This window comes from Pseudomonas sp. WHRI 8519 (genome assembly GCF_040224055.2).
GTDB classification, from domain to species: domain Bacteria; phylum Pseudomonadota; class Gammaproteobacteria; order Pseudomonadales; family Pseudomonadaceae; genus Aquipseudomonas; species Aquipseudomonas putida_X.
In genome coordinates this window covers 165,360-179,300 of record NZ_CP167996.1, presented here as the reverse complement: position 1 = coordinate 179,300, position 13,941 = coordinate 165,360, and the positions used below count along the sequence as shown (strand labels likewise).

11 protein-coding genes are annotated in these 13,941 nt (G+C 62.2%); 4 read left to right on the top strand and 7 right to left on the bottom strand.

Going from position 1 to position 13,941, the window contains the following annotated elements; translation table 11 throughout:
• Positions 1–71 precede the first annotated feature (71 nt).
• Entirely contained in the window at positions 72–1,025 is a 954-nt protein-coding gene (locus ABRP30_RS00845) for an IS110 family transposase (protein WP_372490323.1), read from the top strand.
• Between the two features lie 710 nt (positions 1,026–1,735).
• On the opposite strand, the gene ycaC (ABRP30_RS00840) is transcribed toward ABRP30_RS00845, so the two are convergent.
• Positions 1,736–2,365, bottom strand: a complete 630-nt coding sequence (ycaC, locus tag ABRP30_RS00840; RefSeq protein WP_267820098.1) for an isochorismate family cysteine hydrolase YcaC — start codon at positions 2,363–2,365, stop codon at positions 1,736–1,738.
• A 135-nt stretch (positions 2,366–2,500) separates the two neighbouring features.
• Between ycaC (ABRP30_RS00840) and ABRP30_RS00835 the strand changes: the two genes are divergently transcribed.
• Entirely contained in the window at positions 2,501–3,412 is a 912-nt protein-coding gene (locus ABRP30_RS00835; RefSeq protein WP_241804964.1) for a LysR substrate-binding domain-containing protein, read from the top strand.
• 186 nt (positions 3,413–3,598) lie between these two features.
• Here ABRP30_RS00835 and ABRP30_RS00830 read toward each other — a convergent pair whose 3' ends face one another.
• The 4 genes from ABRP30_RS00830 to ycaC (ABRP30_RS00815) all read right to left on the bottom strand — a co-directional run bounded on the left by ABRP30_RS00830 (position 3,599) and on the right by ycaC (ABRP30_RS00815) (position 8,003).
• Positions 3,599–5,440, bottom strand: a complete 1,842-nt coding sequence (locus ABRP30_RS00830) for an amidohydrolase (protein WP_267824151.1) — start codon at positions 5,438–5,440, stop codon at positions 3,599–3,601.
• 394 nt (positions 5,441–5,834) lie between these two features.
• Positions 5,835–6,653, bottom strand: coding sequence for an alpha/beta fold hydrolase (locus ABRP30_RS00825; RefSeq protein WP_267820095.1), 819 nt, complete (start codon positions 6,651–6,653; stop codon positions 5,835–5,837).
• Between the two features lie 38 nt (positions 6,654–6,691).
• Positions 6,692–7,258, bottom strand: coding sequence for an antibiotic biosynthesis monooxygenase (locus ABRP30_RS00820; protein ID WP_267820093.1), 567 nt, complete (start codon positions 7,256–7,258; stop codon positions 6,692–6,694).
• Positions 7,259–7,373: 115 nt separating this feature from the next.
• The gene (ycaC, locus tag ABRP30_RS00815) at positions 7,374–8,003 is read right to left on the bottom strand and encodes an isochorismate family cysteine hydrolase YcaC (RefSeq protein ID WP_267820091.1); all 630 of its coding nucleotides are present in this window, start codon (positions 8,001–8,003) and stop codon (positions 7,374–7,376) included.
• Positions 8,004–8,355: 352 nt separating this feature from the next.
• On the opposite strand from ycaC (ABRP30_RS00815), the gene ABRP30_RS00810 reads away from it, so the two are divergent.
• Positions 8,356–9,783, top strand: a complete 1,428-nt coding sequence (locus ABRP30_RS00810) for a mechanosensitive ion channel family protein (RefSeq protein WP_349975603.1) — start codon at positions 8,356–8,358, stop codon at positions 9,781–9,783.
• A gap of 129 nt (positions 9,784–9,912) precedes the next feature.
• Here ABRP30_RS00810 and ABRP30_RS00805 read toward each other — a convergent pair whose 3' ends face one another.
• Together ABRP30_RS00805 and ABRP30_RS00800 are read right to left on the bottom strand one after the other, a co-directional pair.
• Positions 9,913–11,199, bottom strand: coding sequence for an FAD-binding oxidoreductase (locus ABRP30_RS00805; protein WP_267820087.1), 1,287 nt, complete (start codon positions 11,197–11,199; stop codon positions 9,913–9,915).
• Between the two features lie 146 nt (positions 11,200–11,345).
• Positions 11,346–12,836, bottom strand: a complete 1,491-nt coding sequence (locus ABRP30_RS00800) for an aldehyde dehydrogenase family protein (RefSeq protein ID WP_277818149.1) — start codon at positions 12,834–12,836, stop codon at positions 11,346–11,348.
• Positions 12,837–12,971: 135 nt separating this feature from the next.
• On the opposite strand from ABRP30_RS00800, the gene ABRP30_RS00795 reads away from it, so the two are divergent.
• On the top strand, positions 12,972–13,862 hold the full coding sequence (locus ABRP30_RS00795; RefSeq protein ID WP_241804958.1) for a LysR family transcriptional regulator: 891 nt from the start codon (positions 12,972–12,974) through the stop codon (positions 13,860–13,862).
• Positions 13,863–13,941: the final 79 nt, after the last annotated feature.

Genomic DNA, 13,941 nt, shown 5'->3' with positions numbered 1-13,941 from the left:
CGATAGAAGCAAGCCAGCGCCTCTTGGTGAAAACCCTTCAAGCTCAAAAACCATAACGCGAGGAGCCGCCCATGGCAATGCAGGTAAACAAACTGATCGTGGGTGCGGATGTCGCAAAAGCCGAATTAGTGATTCATCACGATGATCGTGATGAAATTATCAGGCTGAAAAATACCAAGCCCGAAATCAAAAGCTGGCTAAAGCAACAGCCCCTCGGCACTGCAATCGCTGTTGAGGCGACCAATGTCTACCATCTGGACCTGGTTGAGCTAGCCCATGGCTTCGGTTTCGACGTTTATGTCATCGATGGTTTCCAACTGAGCAACTACAGGAAAAGTGTTGGAGGGCGGGTTAAAACTGACCCCTCTGATGCTCGGTTGCTGTCCCGATTTTTGAAAAACGAGGGCGACGATCTTCGTCCTTGGACCCCGCCTCCTGCTGTCTACGGCAAGCTTCAGAGCCTCCTTCGACGCAGAGCTGTCTTGGTGACTGCTCGCACTGCATTAGCTCAGAGCTGGACAAACGAAAGCCTGCTGAAGGCCGCCTTCAAAACCTTCGTAACATCGATAGATCGGCTGGATCAGCTGATACAAAAAAAGATTAAGGAAGTGCTACGAGAGGCTGGGCTGCACGAGCAAGTTGCCCGCTGTCAGGCGGTAGAGGGAATTGGGTTTCTTACCGCTACAGCCCTGGTAATGGCTTTTGTAAGGGGCGAGTTCAAGAGCAGTGATTCGTACATCGCATTCCTGGGAATGGACCTACGGGTTAATGATTCTGGAGAGAAGAATGGACGTCGTCGGCTCACCAAGCGCGGCTGCTCGGAAATCCGTCGTTTGCTGCATAACGCAGCAATGGCGGCCAGCAGGTCGGCCGCTTGGAAAGGGGTATATGAGCAGTACAGAAACAGCGGTAAGGCAACGACCCAGGCGTTGGTAATTCTGGCCAGGAAGCTCGCACGAGTGGCATTCGCCCTGATGAGAAATCAGGACGAATACGTTACCAAAGGCGGGAAAATGGCTTGCTGATAACCATAGAATCTCCCACCCCAACCGCGCTGTTCTTCAGGTCTGCGCTTTACCTGAGGAAGCAAGCGTCTTGCCCAATCTCTAAAAGCTGACGCAATCCATGTGGGAGCCGGGCTTGTCGGCGATGGGCCGCAAAGCGGCCCCGAGTACTCGCTGGCCCCATCGAGCGCTCGGGCTATTACAGCCCTGATAACGCTAACTGTCTGGCATTAGTCTCAGGCCATCTTTTTTGGCTGGGCGTCATTCGGATTTTGCGCAGCTGTGTCCGTCACGTTTTCCAGAAACGACAAGACGCTACTTAGCGATATGGGAAAGTAGCGCTGGGTACATCAACCGGGCCGTTCGAGGCGTGGGGGGTCGCTTACACCCATGGCACCAATAGGCTCGCCTTCATCATGCAGTGCGGTGCAAAGGCACTGAACAAACATCGTCATGGGAAGCTGCTCTACAAGCGATACGGTGTACTGTCGAACAAAGAAAAGGGCCACTGTCACCAGTGGCCCTGTAATCATGCTTGATATTCATACACCCTCAAGCCAGGGTGTGGAGGTCTCACCCGACGTTGATGATCCAGCCATCGACAGGGTTCCTCCACCAGCGAGTGCCGCTGGATGGCAGGTGGTTTCGCGCTCCAGTAAACCGCTGACAATACTTCTGAATCAAGTAACGATGGCCCCTTTTGCAGGAGCCATCCGTCAAGTTGCTGTGTATTACTTCCCAGCAGTCAACGCGTTATAGCTGGTCATCAAATTCCGATAATCCGGAATGTGGTTGGAGCACAGCGCCGCCAGCCCTTCAACATCGTTGCGCCAGTCGCGATGCAGCTCACACGCTACACCAAACCAGGTCATCAGTTGTGCGCCAGCCTGGCTCATGCGGTCGTGGGCGGCGTCGCGGGTCATGGCGTTGAAGGTGCCGGAGGCATCGGTCACCACGAACACCTCGAACTCTTCTTCCAGTGCCGACAGCGCGGGGAAGGCTACACACACCTCGGTCACTACACCGGCGATGATCAGTTGCTTCTTGCCGGTGGCCTTCACCGCCTTGACGAAGTCTTCATTGTCCCAGGCGTTGATCTGGCCAGGGCGGGCGATATAAGGGGCGTCCGGGAACAGTGCTTTGAGCTCCGGTACCAGCGGGCCGTTGGGGCCTTGTTCGAAGCTGGTGGTGAGGATGGTCGGCAGATTGAAGAACTTGGCGAGGTCCGCCAGGGCCAGCACGTTGTTCTTGAACTTGTCCGGCTCGATGTCACGCACCAGCGACAGCAGCCCCGCCTGGTGGTCCACCAGTAGCACGGCGGCGTCGTCTTTGTTGAGGCGGTTGTAGGTGAATTTGCTCATGCTCTGTGCTCCTGAGGTTTATGAATTTTTCAGCAATCTGGGGTGTTTCGCGTTGATGGGCACAGATTAAAATCATCACCTTTAGAGCGGTAGACTGCGAAAATTGCCCTTAGCGTTCCACCTGGAGAACGATCATTGGAAGACCTGAACTCCCTCTACTATTTCACCCAGGTGGTCGAGCACGGCGGCTTCGCCCCGGCCGGGCGGGCGCTGGACATGCCCAAGTCGAAACTCAGCCGCCGCATCGCCGACCTTGAGGACCGCCTGGGCGTGCGCCTGCTGCACCGCACCAGCCGGCACTGCTCGCTCACCGAGATCGGCCAGGCCTACTACAACCGTTGCCTGGCCATGCGTGTAGAGGCCGAAGGTGCAGCGGAAATCATCGAGCGCAACCGCAGCGAGCCGCGCGGCTTGGTGCGCATCAGCTGCCCGACCACACTGCTCAACTCCTGGGTCGGGCCAATGCTCACCCGCTACATGCTCAAGTACCCACAGGTAGAGCTGTTCATCGAGAGCACCAACCGCCGCGTCGACCTGCTGCACGAGGGCTTCGACGTGGCGCTGCGCGTGCGCTTCCCGCCGCTGGAAAACACCGACATGGTGATGAAGGTGCTGAGCAACAGCACCCAGTGCCTGGTGGGGCACCCGCAGTATCTGCAGCAGTTGCCCAAGGGCTTCGACCCGCAGCTGCTCGGCACGCTGCCCAGCGTGCACTGGGGTAGCGCCCAGCGCGATTACCAGTGGGAGCTGTTCCAGGGCGAGGACATGAGCCGCAGCATCGTGATCCCGCACACACCGCGCATGGTCACCGATGACCTGTTTGCCCTGCGCCATTTCGTGGTGGCGGGGGTGGGTATCGCGCACTTGCCACGGGTGGCAGTGCGCGAAGATCTGGCCGAAGGCCGTTTGGTGGAGCTGTTGCCGCAGTGGCACCCACGTTGCGGCATCGTGCATGCCATTTTCCCTTCGCGGCGTGGGTTGTTGCCGTCGGTGCGGTCGCTGATCGACCACCTGGCGGAGGAATTCGCGATCAGCGACATGGCCTGAACCAGCACACGCTTACAAAACCTTGTTCTACGCTTGCCCCACAGTCCCGGATCATTCAACCAGAGGTGACGCCTGAAGAACTGCGCGGTCGCGGTGGGAGCCGGCTTGCCGGCGATGGGCTGCGTAGCAGCCCTGATAACACTAACTGGCTGGCATAACCGCAGGGGGCCCACTCTTCACATCAGCTCAAAACGCAAAGCACGAACAGCCCAAGGCCCCCCAGAAGCCCTGGTAGTCATTCACCGGCACACTCGAATGCCGGGCTTTTTCATGGCTGTGCGCATGCACCCCGCAAGGCCCGCTGCACTGGTGCACCGCTGCAGCCAATGAGGGCGTACCCACGCGCCAGTGCCCCGGCACCTTGACCACTGGCGACCACTCCGGCAATACCGGTACCTGTGGCGGGCCGAGCTTGTCGAATTCGCCAGCGCCGTACACGACCTTGCCGTCGACGATAGTCAGTACCGACTCGATGCCCTTGATCGCCTCTTCATCAACGCTGAAGAAATCCAGCGACAGCGCCGCCAGGTCCGCCAGCTGGCCAACCTTGATCTGGCCTTTCTTGCCCTGCTCGCTGGAGAACCACGCGCTGCCCTGGGTGAACAGTTGCAGCGCGGTATCGCGGCTCAGGCCCTCCGGGTACAGCTCCATGCCGCCCACCGTCTTGCCGCTGACCAACCAGTACAGCGACGTCCAAGGGTTGTAACTGGAGACCCGGGTGGCGTCGGTACCGGCGCCCACAGGCACACCCATTTCGAGCATGCGCTTGATCGGCGGGGTCTGCTCGGCGGCCTTCGCACCGTAGCGATCGACGAAGTACTCACCCTGGAACGCCATGCGGTCCTGGATGGCAATACCGCCGCCCAACGCACGCACGCGCTCGATGTTCTGAGGCGTGATGGTCTCGGCATGGTCGAAGAACCAGGGCAACCCGTTGAACGGGATATCGCGGTTGACCTTCTCGAACACGTCGAGCATGCGCGTGATCGATTCGTTGTAGGTGGCGTGCAGGCGGAACGGCCAGCGCTGCTCGACCAGGTGGCGCACCACCGGTTCCAGCTCCTCTTCCATGGTTTGCGGCAGGTCCGGGCGCGGTTCGAGGAAGTCCTCGAAGTCGGCGGCTGAGAACACCAGCATCTCACCGGCGCCGTTATGGCGCAGGAAGTCGGTGCCGCTGTGCAGCTTGACACTGGAAGTCCACTTCCTGAAGTCGTCCAGCTCTTCCTTGGGCTTTTGGGTGAACAGGTTGTAGGCGATGCGCACCGTCAGCTGGTCGTTGTCGGCCAGTTCCTGAATCACCGCGTAGTCGTCGGGGAAGTTCTGGTAGCCGCCCCCTGCGTCGATGGCGCTGGTCAGGCCCAGGCGGTTGAGCTCACGCATGAACTGGCGGGTCGAGTTGACCTGGTATTCCAGCGGCAGCTTAGGTCCTTTGGCCAAGGTTGCGTAAAGGATCATCGCGTTGGGGCGGGCGATGAGCATGCCAGTCGGGTTGCCGAACTTGTCGCGCTGAATTTCACCGCCCGGTGGGTTCGGCGTGTCCTTGCTGTAGCCCACGGCCTTGAGCGCGGCGCGGTTGAGCAGTGCGCGGTCGTACAGGTGCAGCAGAAACACCGGGGTATCGGGCGCAGCCTGGTTGATTTCTTCCAGGGTGGGCATGCGTTTTTCAGCGAACTGGAATTCGTTCCAGCCACCGACCACGCGCACCCATTGCGGCGTTGGGGTGCGCGCCGCCTGGTCCTTGAGTATGCGCAGGGCATCGGCTACCGACGGTACACCTTCCCAACGCAGTTCAAGGTTGTAGTTCAGACCGCCGCGGATCAGGTGCAGGTGCGAGTCGTTCAGGCCCGGGATCACCGTGCGCTGCTTCAGGTCGATGATCTGCGTGGCAGCACCCTTGTGGGCCATGGCCTCGGCGTCGTTGCCCACGGCAATGAAGCGGCCGTCTTTGATTGCGACGGCAGTGGCGGTGGGCTTTTCACGGTCGACTGTATGCAGTTTGCCGTTGAACAGGATCAGGTCGGCGGTCATGGAACCTCCTTGGATGGATGCGTGGGCGGAGCCGGCGGCGCCGGTGAAGGGCAATGCGGACCAGAGCGCGCCGGCGGCACCGAGCACGGTACTGGTGGCAAGGAACTGGCGACGGGTCTTGTCGTTGGGGTCCTGGGACATGGTCTTCTCCGTCTGGGTGCGGCGGCGGCAGCGGCAGCGGCAACTGCGGAGCATGCCGCTTCAAGCCTGGCTAGGGATTGCATGGATGTGCGGTGGGTTGAAGAAGGTTAGCCCTGTTCACGTTTTGTGCTGGCAGGGCCGGCCTCTTCGCCGGCAAGCCGGCTTCCACAGGCACCGCACAGGGCTTGAAGCGGATGCGGCCGAGGTAGGAGCCGGCTTGCCGGCGATGGGCGGCAACGCGGCCCTAGCCTGCTCAGCGGCTCAGGAACGCCAGCAGATCCTCATTCAGCTGCTGCGCATGGGTCACTGCGAACCCGTGCGGCGCCCCGCTGTACACCTTCAGCTCAGCCCCCCGAATCAACTCCGCAGCCCGCTTGCCGGTAGTCTCGAACGGTACGATCTGATCGTCGTCACCGTGGATCACCAAGGTCGGTACATCGATCTTGGCCATGTCCGGGCGGAAGTCGGTTTCAGAGAACGCACTGACGCAATCCAGCGTGGCCTTGATCGAAGCCATCAGCGCAATGTTCAGGGTCTGCGTCTGCACCCCCTGAGACACCTGCTGCCCATGGTTCAGCCCATAGAACGGCGTGGCGAAATCAGCGATGAACTGCGCCCGGTCAGCCCGCAGGCCGGCCTTGATGCCATCGAATACCGAGGTGTCGACACCGTCCGGGTTGTCGTCACGCTTGCCGAACACCGGGGTCACCGCGCCCAGCAACACCAGCCCGGCAACCCGTGCGCTGCCGTGGCGAGCGATGTAGCGGCTGACGTCGCCGCCACCCATGGAGAAGCCCACCAGGGTCACGTCGCGCAGGTCGAGGTGCTCGATCAGCTGGGCGATGTCGTCAGCGAAGGTGTCGTAGTCATAACCGTTCCACGGCTGGCCCGAGCGGCCGAAACCACGGCGGTCGAAGGCGATTGCGCGGTAGCCGCGGCTGGCCAGGTACTCCATCTGCGAGTCCCACATGTCGGCATCCAGCGGCCAGCCATGGCTGAACAGCACGGGCTTGCCGCTGCCCCAGTCCTTGTAATAGATCGAAGTGCCATCGCGGGTAACGAGCGTAGTCATGTCTGTATCTCCTTGAAGTGTCTTGGTCGAGAGATGAATCAGCTGCGCAGCCAGTTGGCGCAACGACGGGTTACCCAGGGCATGATGAAAAACACCACGGGCAGGATCACGAACAGGTTGACGATCAGGTTGCCTGTGACCATCCCGCCAAACTGCGGGAAGCGGGTGAAGAACGGCGCCAGCAATTGCGGAATGATCATGGTCATCGGGCAGATCACCAGGTAGGTCAGCAGGGCCTGCTTCCAGCGCGGCGGTTGCGCGGACGTCATGCTGGGCGGTGTGAACCAGAACTCCGGGTCTTCATGCACCTGGGTGTGGTCGCCGCCGTCGAGCAGCGGTAGCACCTCGTTGACCAGCGTCTGGCGCTCGCTGGAGTTGACCCAGGCCTGCAAGAGGCTGGCATCTGCGAAGCGCACCACGGTGGTGAAGTGCAGCCCGCCGTCGTCCGGGCGGATCACGTTGACGTCGAGGTGCCCCGGCTGGCGCCGTGCGGTGCTGACCGTACGCTTGAGCCAAGCCTCGTAGCTGGCCAGTGCCTGGGCGCGGACCTTGTGCTGGATGACCAGCGTCACTACTTTGCGGTTGTCTTGGAATGCGGTGTTCATCGGCGTTCCTTGGGATGAGCTTGCCCGCATCCACTGTGCAACGGCGGACGGGCGGATGATTGGATGAGTGTGCTGCCCTGGGCGGGCACCGCTGCCGGTGCCCGAGGCGGTCGGCTTACTTGCCGGCGTTGAAGGCGTTGTAGCTGGTCATCAGGTTGCGGTAATCCGGGATGTGGTTGGAGCACAGCGCCGCCAGCCCTTCGACGTCGTTGCGCCAGTCGCGATGCAGCTCACACGCCACGCCGAACCAGGTCATCAGTTGTGCGCCAGCCTGGCTCATGCGGTCGTGGGCAGCGTCGCGGGTCATGGCATTGAAGGTGCCGGAAGCGTCAGTCACCACGAACACCTCGAACTCTTCTTCCAGTGCCGACAGCGCCGGGAAGGCTACACACACCTCGGTCACCACACCGGCGATGATCAGCTGCTTCTTGCCGGTGGCCTTCACCGCCTTGACGAAGTCTTCGTTGTCCCAGGCGTTGATCTGGCCAGGGCGGGCGATGTACGGGGCGTCCGGGAACAGTGCTTTGAGCTCCGGTACCAACGGGCCGTTGGGGCCTTGTTCGAAGCTGGTGGTGAGGATGGTCGGCAGGTTGAAGAACTTGGCGAGGTCCGCCAGGGCCAGCACGTTGTTCTTGAACGCATCCGGTTCGATGTCACGGACCAGGGACAGCAGGCCAGCCTGGTGGTCGACCAGCAGAACGGCGGCGTCGTCTTTGTTCAGGCGGTTGTATTTGAAGTAGGTCATGGTCGTGCTCCTAAGGGTTTGGATGTGCAGTAAGTTGGGTGTTTCGCGTTGATGGGAGAAGCTTAAAACCACCACCTTTGGAGCGGTAGATAGTGATTTTTGGCTTTAGCGTTCTGTTTTGTGAACGATGATTGTTGGTCCTGGGCCGGCTCGCCAAAACCACCTTCGCCCGCATTGCGGGGTTCCAGGCGCCGTCATCGAAGGCGAGCCACGCTGGAGGCTGGACGGCACTCCCACAGCCGTCGATGCCGCGCGGGTGAAATGCGCCTGTAAGGTTCACTCGCCCCCATTGCCGGCCACCTCAACCTGCTCTATTACTACACACAGCCCTCCCCTCACGCCCGAGACCACCATGCTGGCTTTCATCCAGTCGTCCCCTTTGTTGCTCGGTTGTGCCCTGATCCTGCTCGACCTCGTGCTTTGGCAACTGATCCCTGTTCAGCGCAGGGCATGGCGTATCGGCGCACGGTTGGCGATTTTCCTGCTGTTCAGCTGGGTGCTGGTGACTGCCGGGATGAGCCCGCTGCAACCGCCGCCCTGGGTCGACGACGTGTCGCGCAACCTGATGGCCACGGTGCTGGCGATCGGCTGGTGGCTGTTCGGCGCACGCACGGTGACGGTGGTGTTCGGCCTGCTGCTGGGGGCGCGCGGCAGCCATGGCGGGCGGTTGCTGCAGGATGTGCTGGGGGCGCTGATCTTCCTGGCGGCGGTGGTCGCCGCTGCAGGCTATGTGATGCAGCTGCCGGTAAAGGGCTTGCTGGCCACCTCCGGGGTGATGGCCATCGTCATTGGCCTGGCGTTGCAAAGCACCTTGGCCGACGTGTTCAGCGGGATCGTGCTGAACACCACGCGGCCTTATCAGATCGGCGATGCGATCTCGATCGACGGCACTGAAGGCAAGGTGCTGGACATCGACTGGCGGGCCACCCGCCTGCTCACCGGCTCCGGCAGCCTGGCGGTGATCCCCAACTCGGTGGCGGCCAAGGCCAAGTTGCTCAACCACAGTCGCCCGGCCGATGTGCATGGGGTGTCGATCAGTGTGGTGGTACCCGCCAAGGTAAGGCCGAAGCGGGTCTTCGATGCGCTGGAAAAGGCCTTGCAAGGCACCCGCGCGATACTCGCATCACCCAAGCCGAAAGTGACGGTGAAGGCCTCGACGCTGGAATCGGTGGAGTACGAAGCCAGCGGCTTCGTCGCTGACATGGGCGGCAAGACCGAGGCGCGCAACCAGCTGTTCGACCTTGCACATCGGCACCTGGAGGCCAGTGGCGTGATGTGGAACGTCGACCTGGCCATGCCGCCGCGCAGCCGTCAGCGTGAAGTGCTGGACGAGGTACGGGTGTTCCGTTCGTTGACTGACGAGGAGCGCGATGCCTTGAGCCAGCGCATGACTGCCGTCGAGTACCTGGCAGACCAAGTGATTCTGGGCGTGGGCGAGCATTCCGATCACTTGCTGGTGATCGGTAGCGGCGTGGTTTCGGCGGCGATTCGCGATGGCGAGACGTTAGTGGAAGCCGGGCGCATGGGGCCGGGGGTAGTGCTGGGGATCGAGGGCCTCATCGATGAGGATGACTCGTTTGCCGAATTCCGTACCTTGACCAGCTGCGTGCTGTATCGCATCGAGAAGGAGCAGGTGCGCAGCTGCCTGGTACAGCGCGGCGAGGTGCAGACGGCGTTGACCAAGTTGCAGCGGTTCCGGCGCCAGAGCCGGGAGTCATTGCTGCTGCAAAAGCCGACAGCGATCAAGAAAGGTGGCTTTCTCAGCTGGTTGCACAGGTAATGCTGACGCCTGCACCGGCCCTATCGCCGGCAAGCGGCGCCCAAAATGAGTCTGTGCCACCTGCGCCATCCGCAGCGCCGCAGAACCCTGCGGGAGCCGGCTTGCCGGCGATAGGGCCGGTACAAACACCTACAGCACTACCCGCAAACACTGCCCCGCGTGGTACAGCGAGAACCCGGACTCGTAGAACGCGGTGCGCAACGATGGCGCACTCACCCCGGTCATCGGCGAGAACGGGATCGGCAGGCTGTCCGCCTCACCCTTGAGCAGAAACTCGGCGAACGCCCGGCCAATCACCGTGCCGGTGGTATTGCCGCGCCCGTTGTAGCCCGTCACCGCAACCAACCCCGGCGCCGGCTCGAACAGGCGCATCAGGTGGTCAGGGGTGAAGTCGATGCAGCCGGTCCAGTGCATCTCCCACTCGACCTTGCCCAGCTCAGGGTAGTAATGGCTCTGGATGCGGTCAGCCCAACTGCGCACGAACCATGCAGGTTTGTTATCTACCCGTCCAAGGCTGCCAAGCAGCAGGCGGCCCTGGTCGTCGCGGCGGATGCTGCTGAGCACCGTGCGGGTGTCCCACGAGCCTTGGCCATGTGGCAGAACCTTGTCGGCAGCAGCACCGTGCAGCGGCTTGGAAGCGACCTGGTAGTAGTAGCCACGGAAGAACTGCTTCTGCAGGTTGCTCCAATCACCCTCGGTGTAGGCGCCGGTCGAGATCACCACCTTCTCGGCGCGCACCGAACCGCGGGCAGTCTTGACCCGCCAGGCATCGCCTTCGCGCTCCAGGCCTTCCACGGCCGATTGCTGGAACAACTTGCCGCCCAGGCGCGCAACCGCCGCGGCCAGGCCTTGGGTATACCCCATGGGGTTGATGGTGCCGGCGCGGCGGTCGAGCAGCGCAGCGGAAATCTTGTCGGTGCCGCAGTACTCCTGGCACTGGGCGCCGGTCAGCAGCTGCACATCGGCGCCGCGTCGGCGCCATTGCTCATGGCGCGCTTCGAGGTCGGCGATGCCGGTGGCGTTGTGCGCCATGTGCAGGGTGCCTTTGTGCTGCGCCTGGCAATCGATGCCGAGGCGTTCGATCATGGCGAAAACCTCGCCTGGCGCCTCGCCGAGCACTTTGTTCAAGCGGCTGCCCTGCTTCTGGCCCAACGTTGCCTCGACATCGTCAGGGCGGATCCAGGTGCCAGCGTTGACCAGGCCTACGTTACGTCCGGAGCCGCCGTGGCCGATCTTCCAGGCCTCCAGCAGGATCACCGACTTGCCCTGTTCGAGCAGGTGGATGGCCGCCGACAGGCCGGTGATGCCGGCGCCGATGACGCAGACGTCGGCCTTGTGTTCACCGGCCAGGGCCTGAGCGGCGACGGTAGGTTGGCTGACGTGTTCCCACAAGCATTGTTGACGCAGTTCGGACATGGCCGGCTCCAGCACTATTGTTCTTGTTGGGGCCGCTGCGCGACCCATCGCTGGCAAGCCGGCGTCCACAAGGATCGCATCGCCCGCACGATCACTGGGAGCCGGCTTGCCGGCGAACCGGGGGCAAAGCCCCCGGCCATGCAGCATCAGTCGAACACGATACCCTGCGCCAGCGGCAGCTCACGCGAGTAGTTCACGGTGTTGGTCTGGCGACGCATGTAGCCTTTCCAGGCGTCGGAACCCGACTCACGACCGCCGCCGGTTTCCTTCTCGCCACCGAAGGCGCCGCCAATTTCGGCGCCGCTGGTGCCGATGTTGACGTTGGCGATACCGCAGTCGCTGCCCGAGGCGCTCTGGAAGCGCTCGGCCTCACGGATGTCGGTGGTGAAGATGCACGACGACAGGCCTTGCGGTACTTCGTTGTTCAGGCGCAGGGCCTCTTCGAAGTCATCGTAGGCCAGTACGTAGAGGATCGGTGCGAAGGTTTCGTGGCGCACCACGTCGCTCTGCGCGGGCATCTCGGCGATGGCTGGCGACACGTAGTAGGCGTTAGGGAACTGGTCGGCCAGCTGGCGCTCGCCACCGAATACCTGGCCACCCTCGTCGCGGGCCTTGGCCAGCGCGCCCTGCATGGCGTCGAACGACAATTTGTCGATCAGTGGGCCCACCAGGTTGTCCTTGCGCGGGTCGCCGATACGCACCTTGGCATAGGCGGCTTTCACACGGGCAACCACTTCGTCCTTGATAGAGCGGTGCACGATCAGGCGGCGCAGGGTGGTGCAGCGCTGGCCGGCGGTGCCCACAGCGGAGAACAGAATGCCACGCACGGCCAGATCCAGATCGGCGCTCGGTGCCAGGATCATGGCATTGTTACCGCCCAGCTCCAGGATGCTGCGGCCGAAACGGGCAGCAACGCGCGGGCCGACTTCACGGCCCATGCGGGTGCTGCCGGTGGCGCTGACCAGCGGCACGCGTGGGTCGTCGACCAAGGCTTCGCCCGCTTCGCGGCCACCGATGACCAGTTGTGCCAGGCCAGCCGGGGCATCGCCAAAAGCTTTCAGGGCTTTTTCGAACAGTGCCTGGCAGGCCAGTGCGGTCAGCGGGGTCTTCTCCGAAGGCTTCCACACCACCGCGTTACCGGCCACCAGGGCCAGCGCGGTGTTCCAGGCCCACACGGCCACCGGGAAGTTGAAGGCGCTGATCACGCCGACCACGCCCAGCGGGTGCCAGCTCTCACGCATGTGGTGGCCAGGGCGCTCCGATGCGATGGTCAGGCCGTACAGCTGACGCGACAGGCCAACGGCGAAATCGCAGATGTCGATCATTTCCTGGACTTCACCCAGGCCTTCCTGAGTGATCTTGCCGGCTTCGATCGACACCAGTTCGCCCAGGTCGGCCTTGTGTTCACGCAGCACTTCACCGAACAGGCGCACCAGTTCGCCACGGCGCGGGGCCGGCACGCTGCGCCAGGCTTGGAAGGCACTCTGCGCCTGGTCGATGCGGGCGGTGGTCTCGGCCTTGCCAAGCAGTTTCACCGAGGCGATCTGGCTACCGTCGATCGGGGTGTGAACAGGGTAGTCGCCCTGGGTGTAAGCCGTGGCGGCAACGCCAAGGCGCTCGAGCAATCCAGCAACCATTGTGCTTCTCCTACATCGGGTGATGGGGTGGAAAAATGATGTGGATCAGTATTAATCCGATCACACCAGTGCAACAAACGACCTTTATTCCGCATATCATTCCGTCAGGTAATGATTTGAGCTGCAGAGACCGCTATGTCCAAACGCCTCGTGCCTTCCATGACCGCCCTGCAGTGCTTCGAAGCTGCAGCCCGCCACTTGAGCTTTACCCGTGCCGCCGAAGAGCTGCACCTGACCCAGAGCGCGGTCAGCAAGCAGGTCGCACAGCTCGAAGAGATGCTGCGCCACCACCTGTTCCTGCGTATCCGCCGGCGCCTGCAACTAACCCCCGCTGGCAGTCTGTACCTGGCCGAGGTCAACAAGATCCTCACCCAGGTGGACATGTCCAGCCGCTACGTGCTGACCTATGGCGAGCAGACCGAGATATTGAAGGTAGCCACTCAACCGAGTTTTGGCGTGCGTTGGTTGATCCCGCACCTCAAAGGCTTCGGCAAGCGCCACAGCAACATCCATCTGGACATCCGTAACGAGATGGAGCCTTTCGCCTTGCTGCAGGGCTCGGCGGATGTGGTGTTTTTCTATGGCCAAGGCACCTGGCCGGGGGCGACCTGCATCGAATTGTTCCGCGAGCAAGTGGTGCCGGTGTGCGCTCCGGAGCTGCTGGCCGGGCGTGAACTGGGGGATGCGGCCGAGCTGGCGGAGCTGGTGCTGCTGCAAAGCACGTCGCGGCCCGAAGCCTGGCACGAGTGGTTCCTGGAGCTGGGGCTGCACAGCGTCAGCGCCTACCACGGGCCACGGTTCGATACCTTCTACATGGCGCTGAGTGCGGCCCAGGCGGGCTGCGGGGTAGCGCTGGTACCGCGCTACCTGGTGGCCAAGGAGTTGAGCGAAGGCAGCCTGGTGATTGCTTGGAACCATGCGATGAACAGTACCGGGGCGCATTACCTGGCTTATGCCGAGCATGCGGCAGAGGTGCCGAAGGTGCGGGCGTTGGCGCAATGGGTTCTGGAGCAGTTGCAGGCTTGAGAATCGCCATTGCGGCGAAAGGCCTCGAAGGTCGATCAAAAAAGGAATGACACAGCCACTTTTTTTCGCTTGTGGCCAT

What these genes read in the sequence shown, in the direction of transcription:
- ABRP30_RS00845 (WP_372490323.1), top strand. Translation starts at nt 72, where the DNA reads ATGGCAATGCAGGTAAACAAACTGATCGTGGGTGCGGATGTCGCAAAA.
- ycaC (WP_267820098.1), bottom strand. Translation starts at nt 2,365, where the DNA reads ATGAGCAAATTCACCTACAACCGCCTCAACAAAGACGACGCCGCCGTG.
- ABRP30_RS00830 (WP_267824151.1), bottom strand. Translation starts at nt 5,440, where the DNA reads ATGACCGCCGACCTGATCCTGTTCAACGGCAAACTGCATACAGTCGAC.
- ABRP30_RS00825 (WP_267820095.1), bottom strand. Translation starts at nt 6,653, where the DNA reads ATGACTACGCTCGTTACCCGCGATGGCACTTCGATCTATTACAAGGAC.
- ABRP30_RS00820 (WP_267820093.1), bottom strand. Translation starts at nt 7,258, where the DNA reads ATGAACACCGCATTCCAAGACAACCGCAAAGTAGTGACGCTGGTCATC.
- ycaC (WP_267820091.1), bottom strand. Translation starts at nt 8,003, where the DNA reads ATGACCTACTTCAAATACAACCGCCTGAACAAAGACGACGCCGCCGTT.
- ABRP30_RS00810 (WP_349975603.1), top strand. Translation starts at nt 8,356, where the DNA reads ATGCTGGCTTTCATCCAGTCGTCCCCTTTGTTGCTCGGTTGTGCCCTG.
- ABRP30_RS00805 (WP_267820087.1), bottom strand. Translation starts at nt 11,199, where the DNA reads ATGTCCGAACTGCGTCAACAATGCTTGTGGGAACACGTCAGCCAACCT.
- ABRP30_RS00800 (WP_277818149.1), bottom strand. Translation starts at nt 12,836, where the DNA reads ATGGTTGCTGGATTGCTCGAGCGCCTTGGCGTTGCCGCCACGGCTTAC.
- ABRP30_RS00795 (WP_241804958.1), top strand. Translation starts at nt 12,972, where the DNA reads ATGTCCAAACGCCTCGTGCCTTCCATGACCGCCCTGCAGTGCTTCGAA.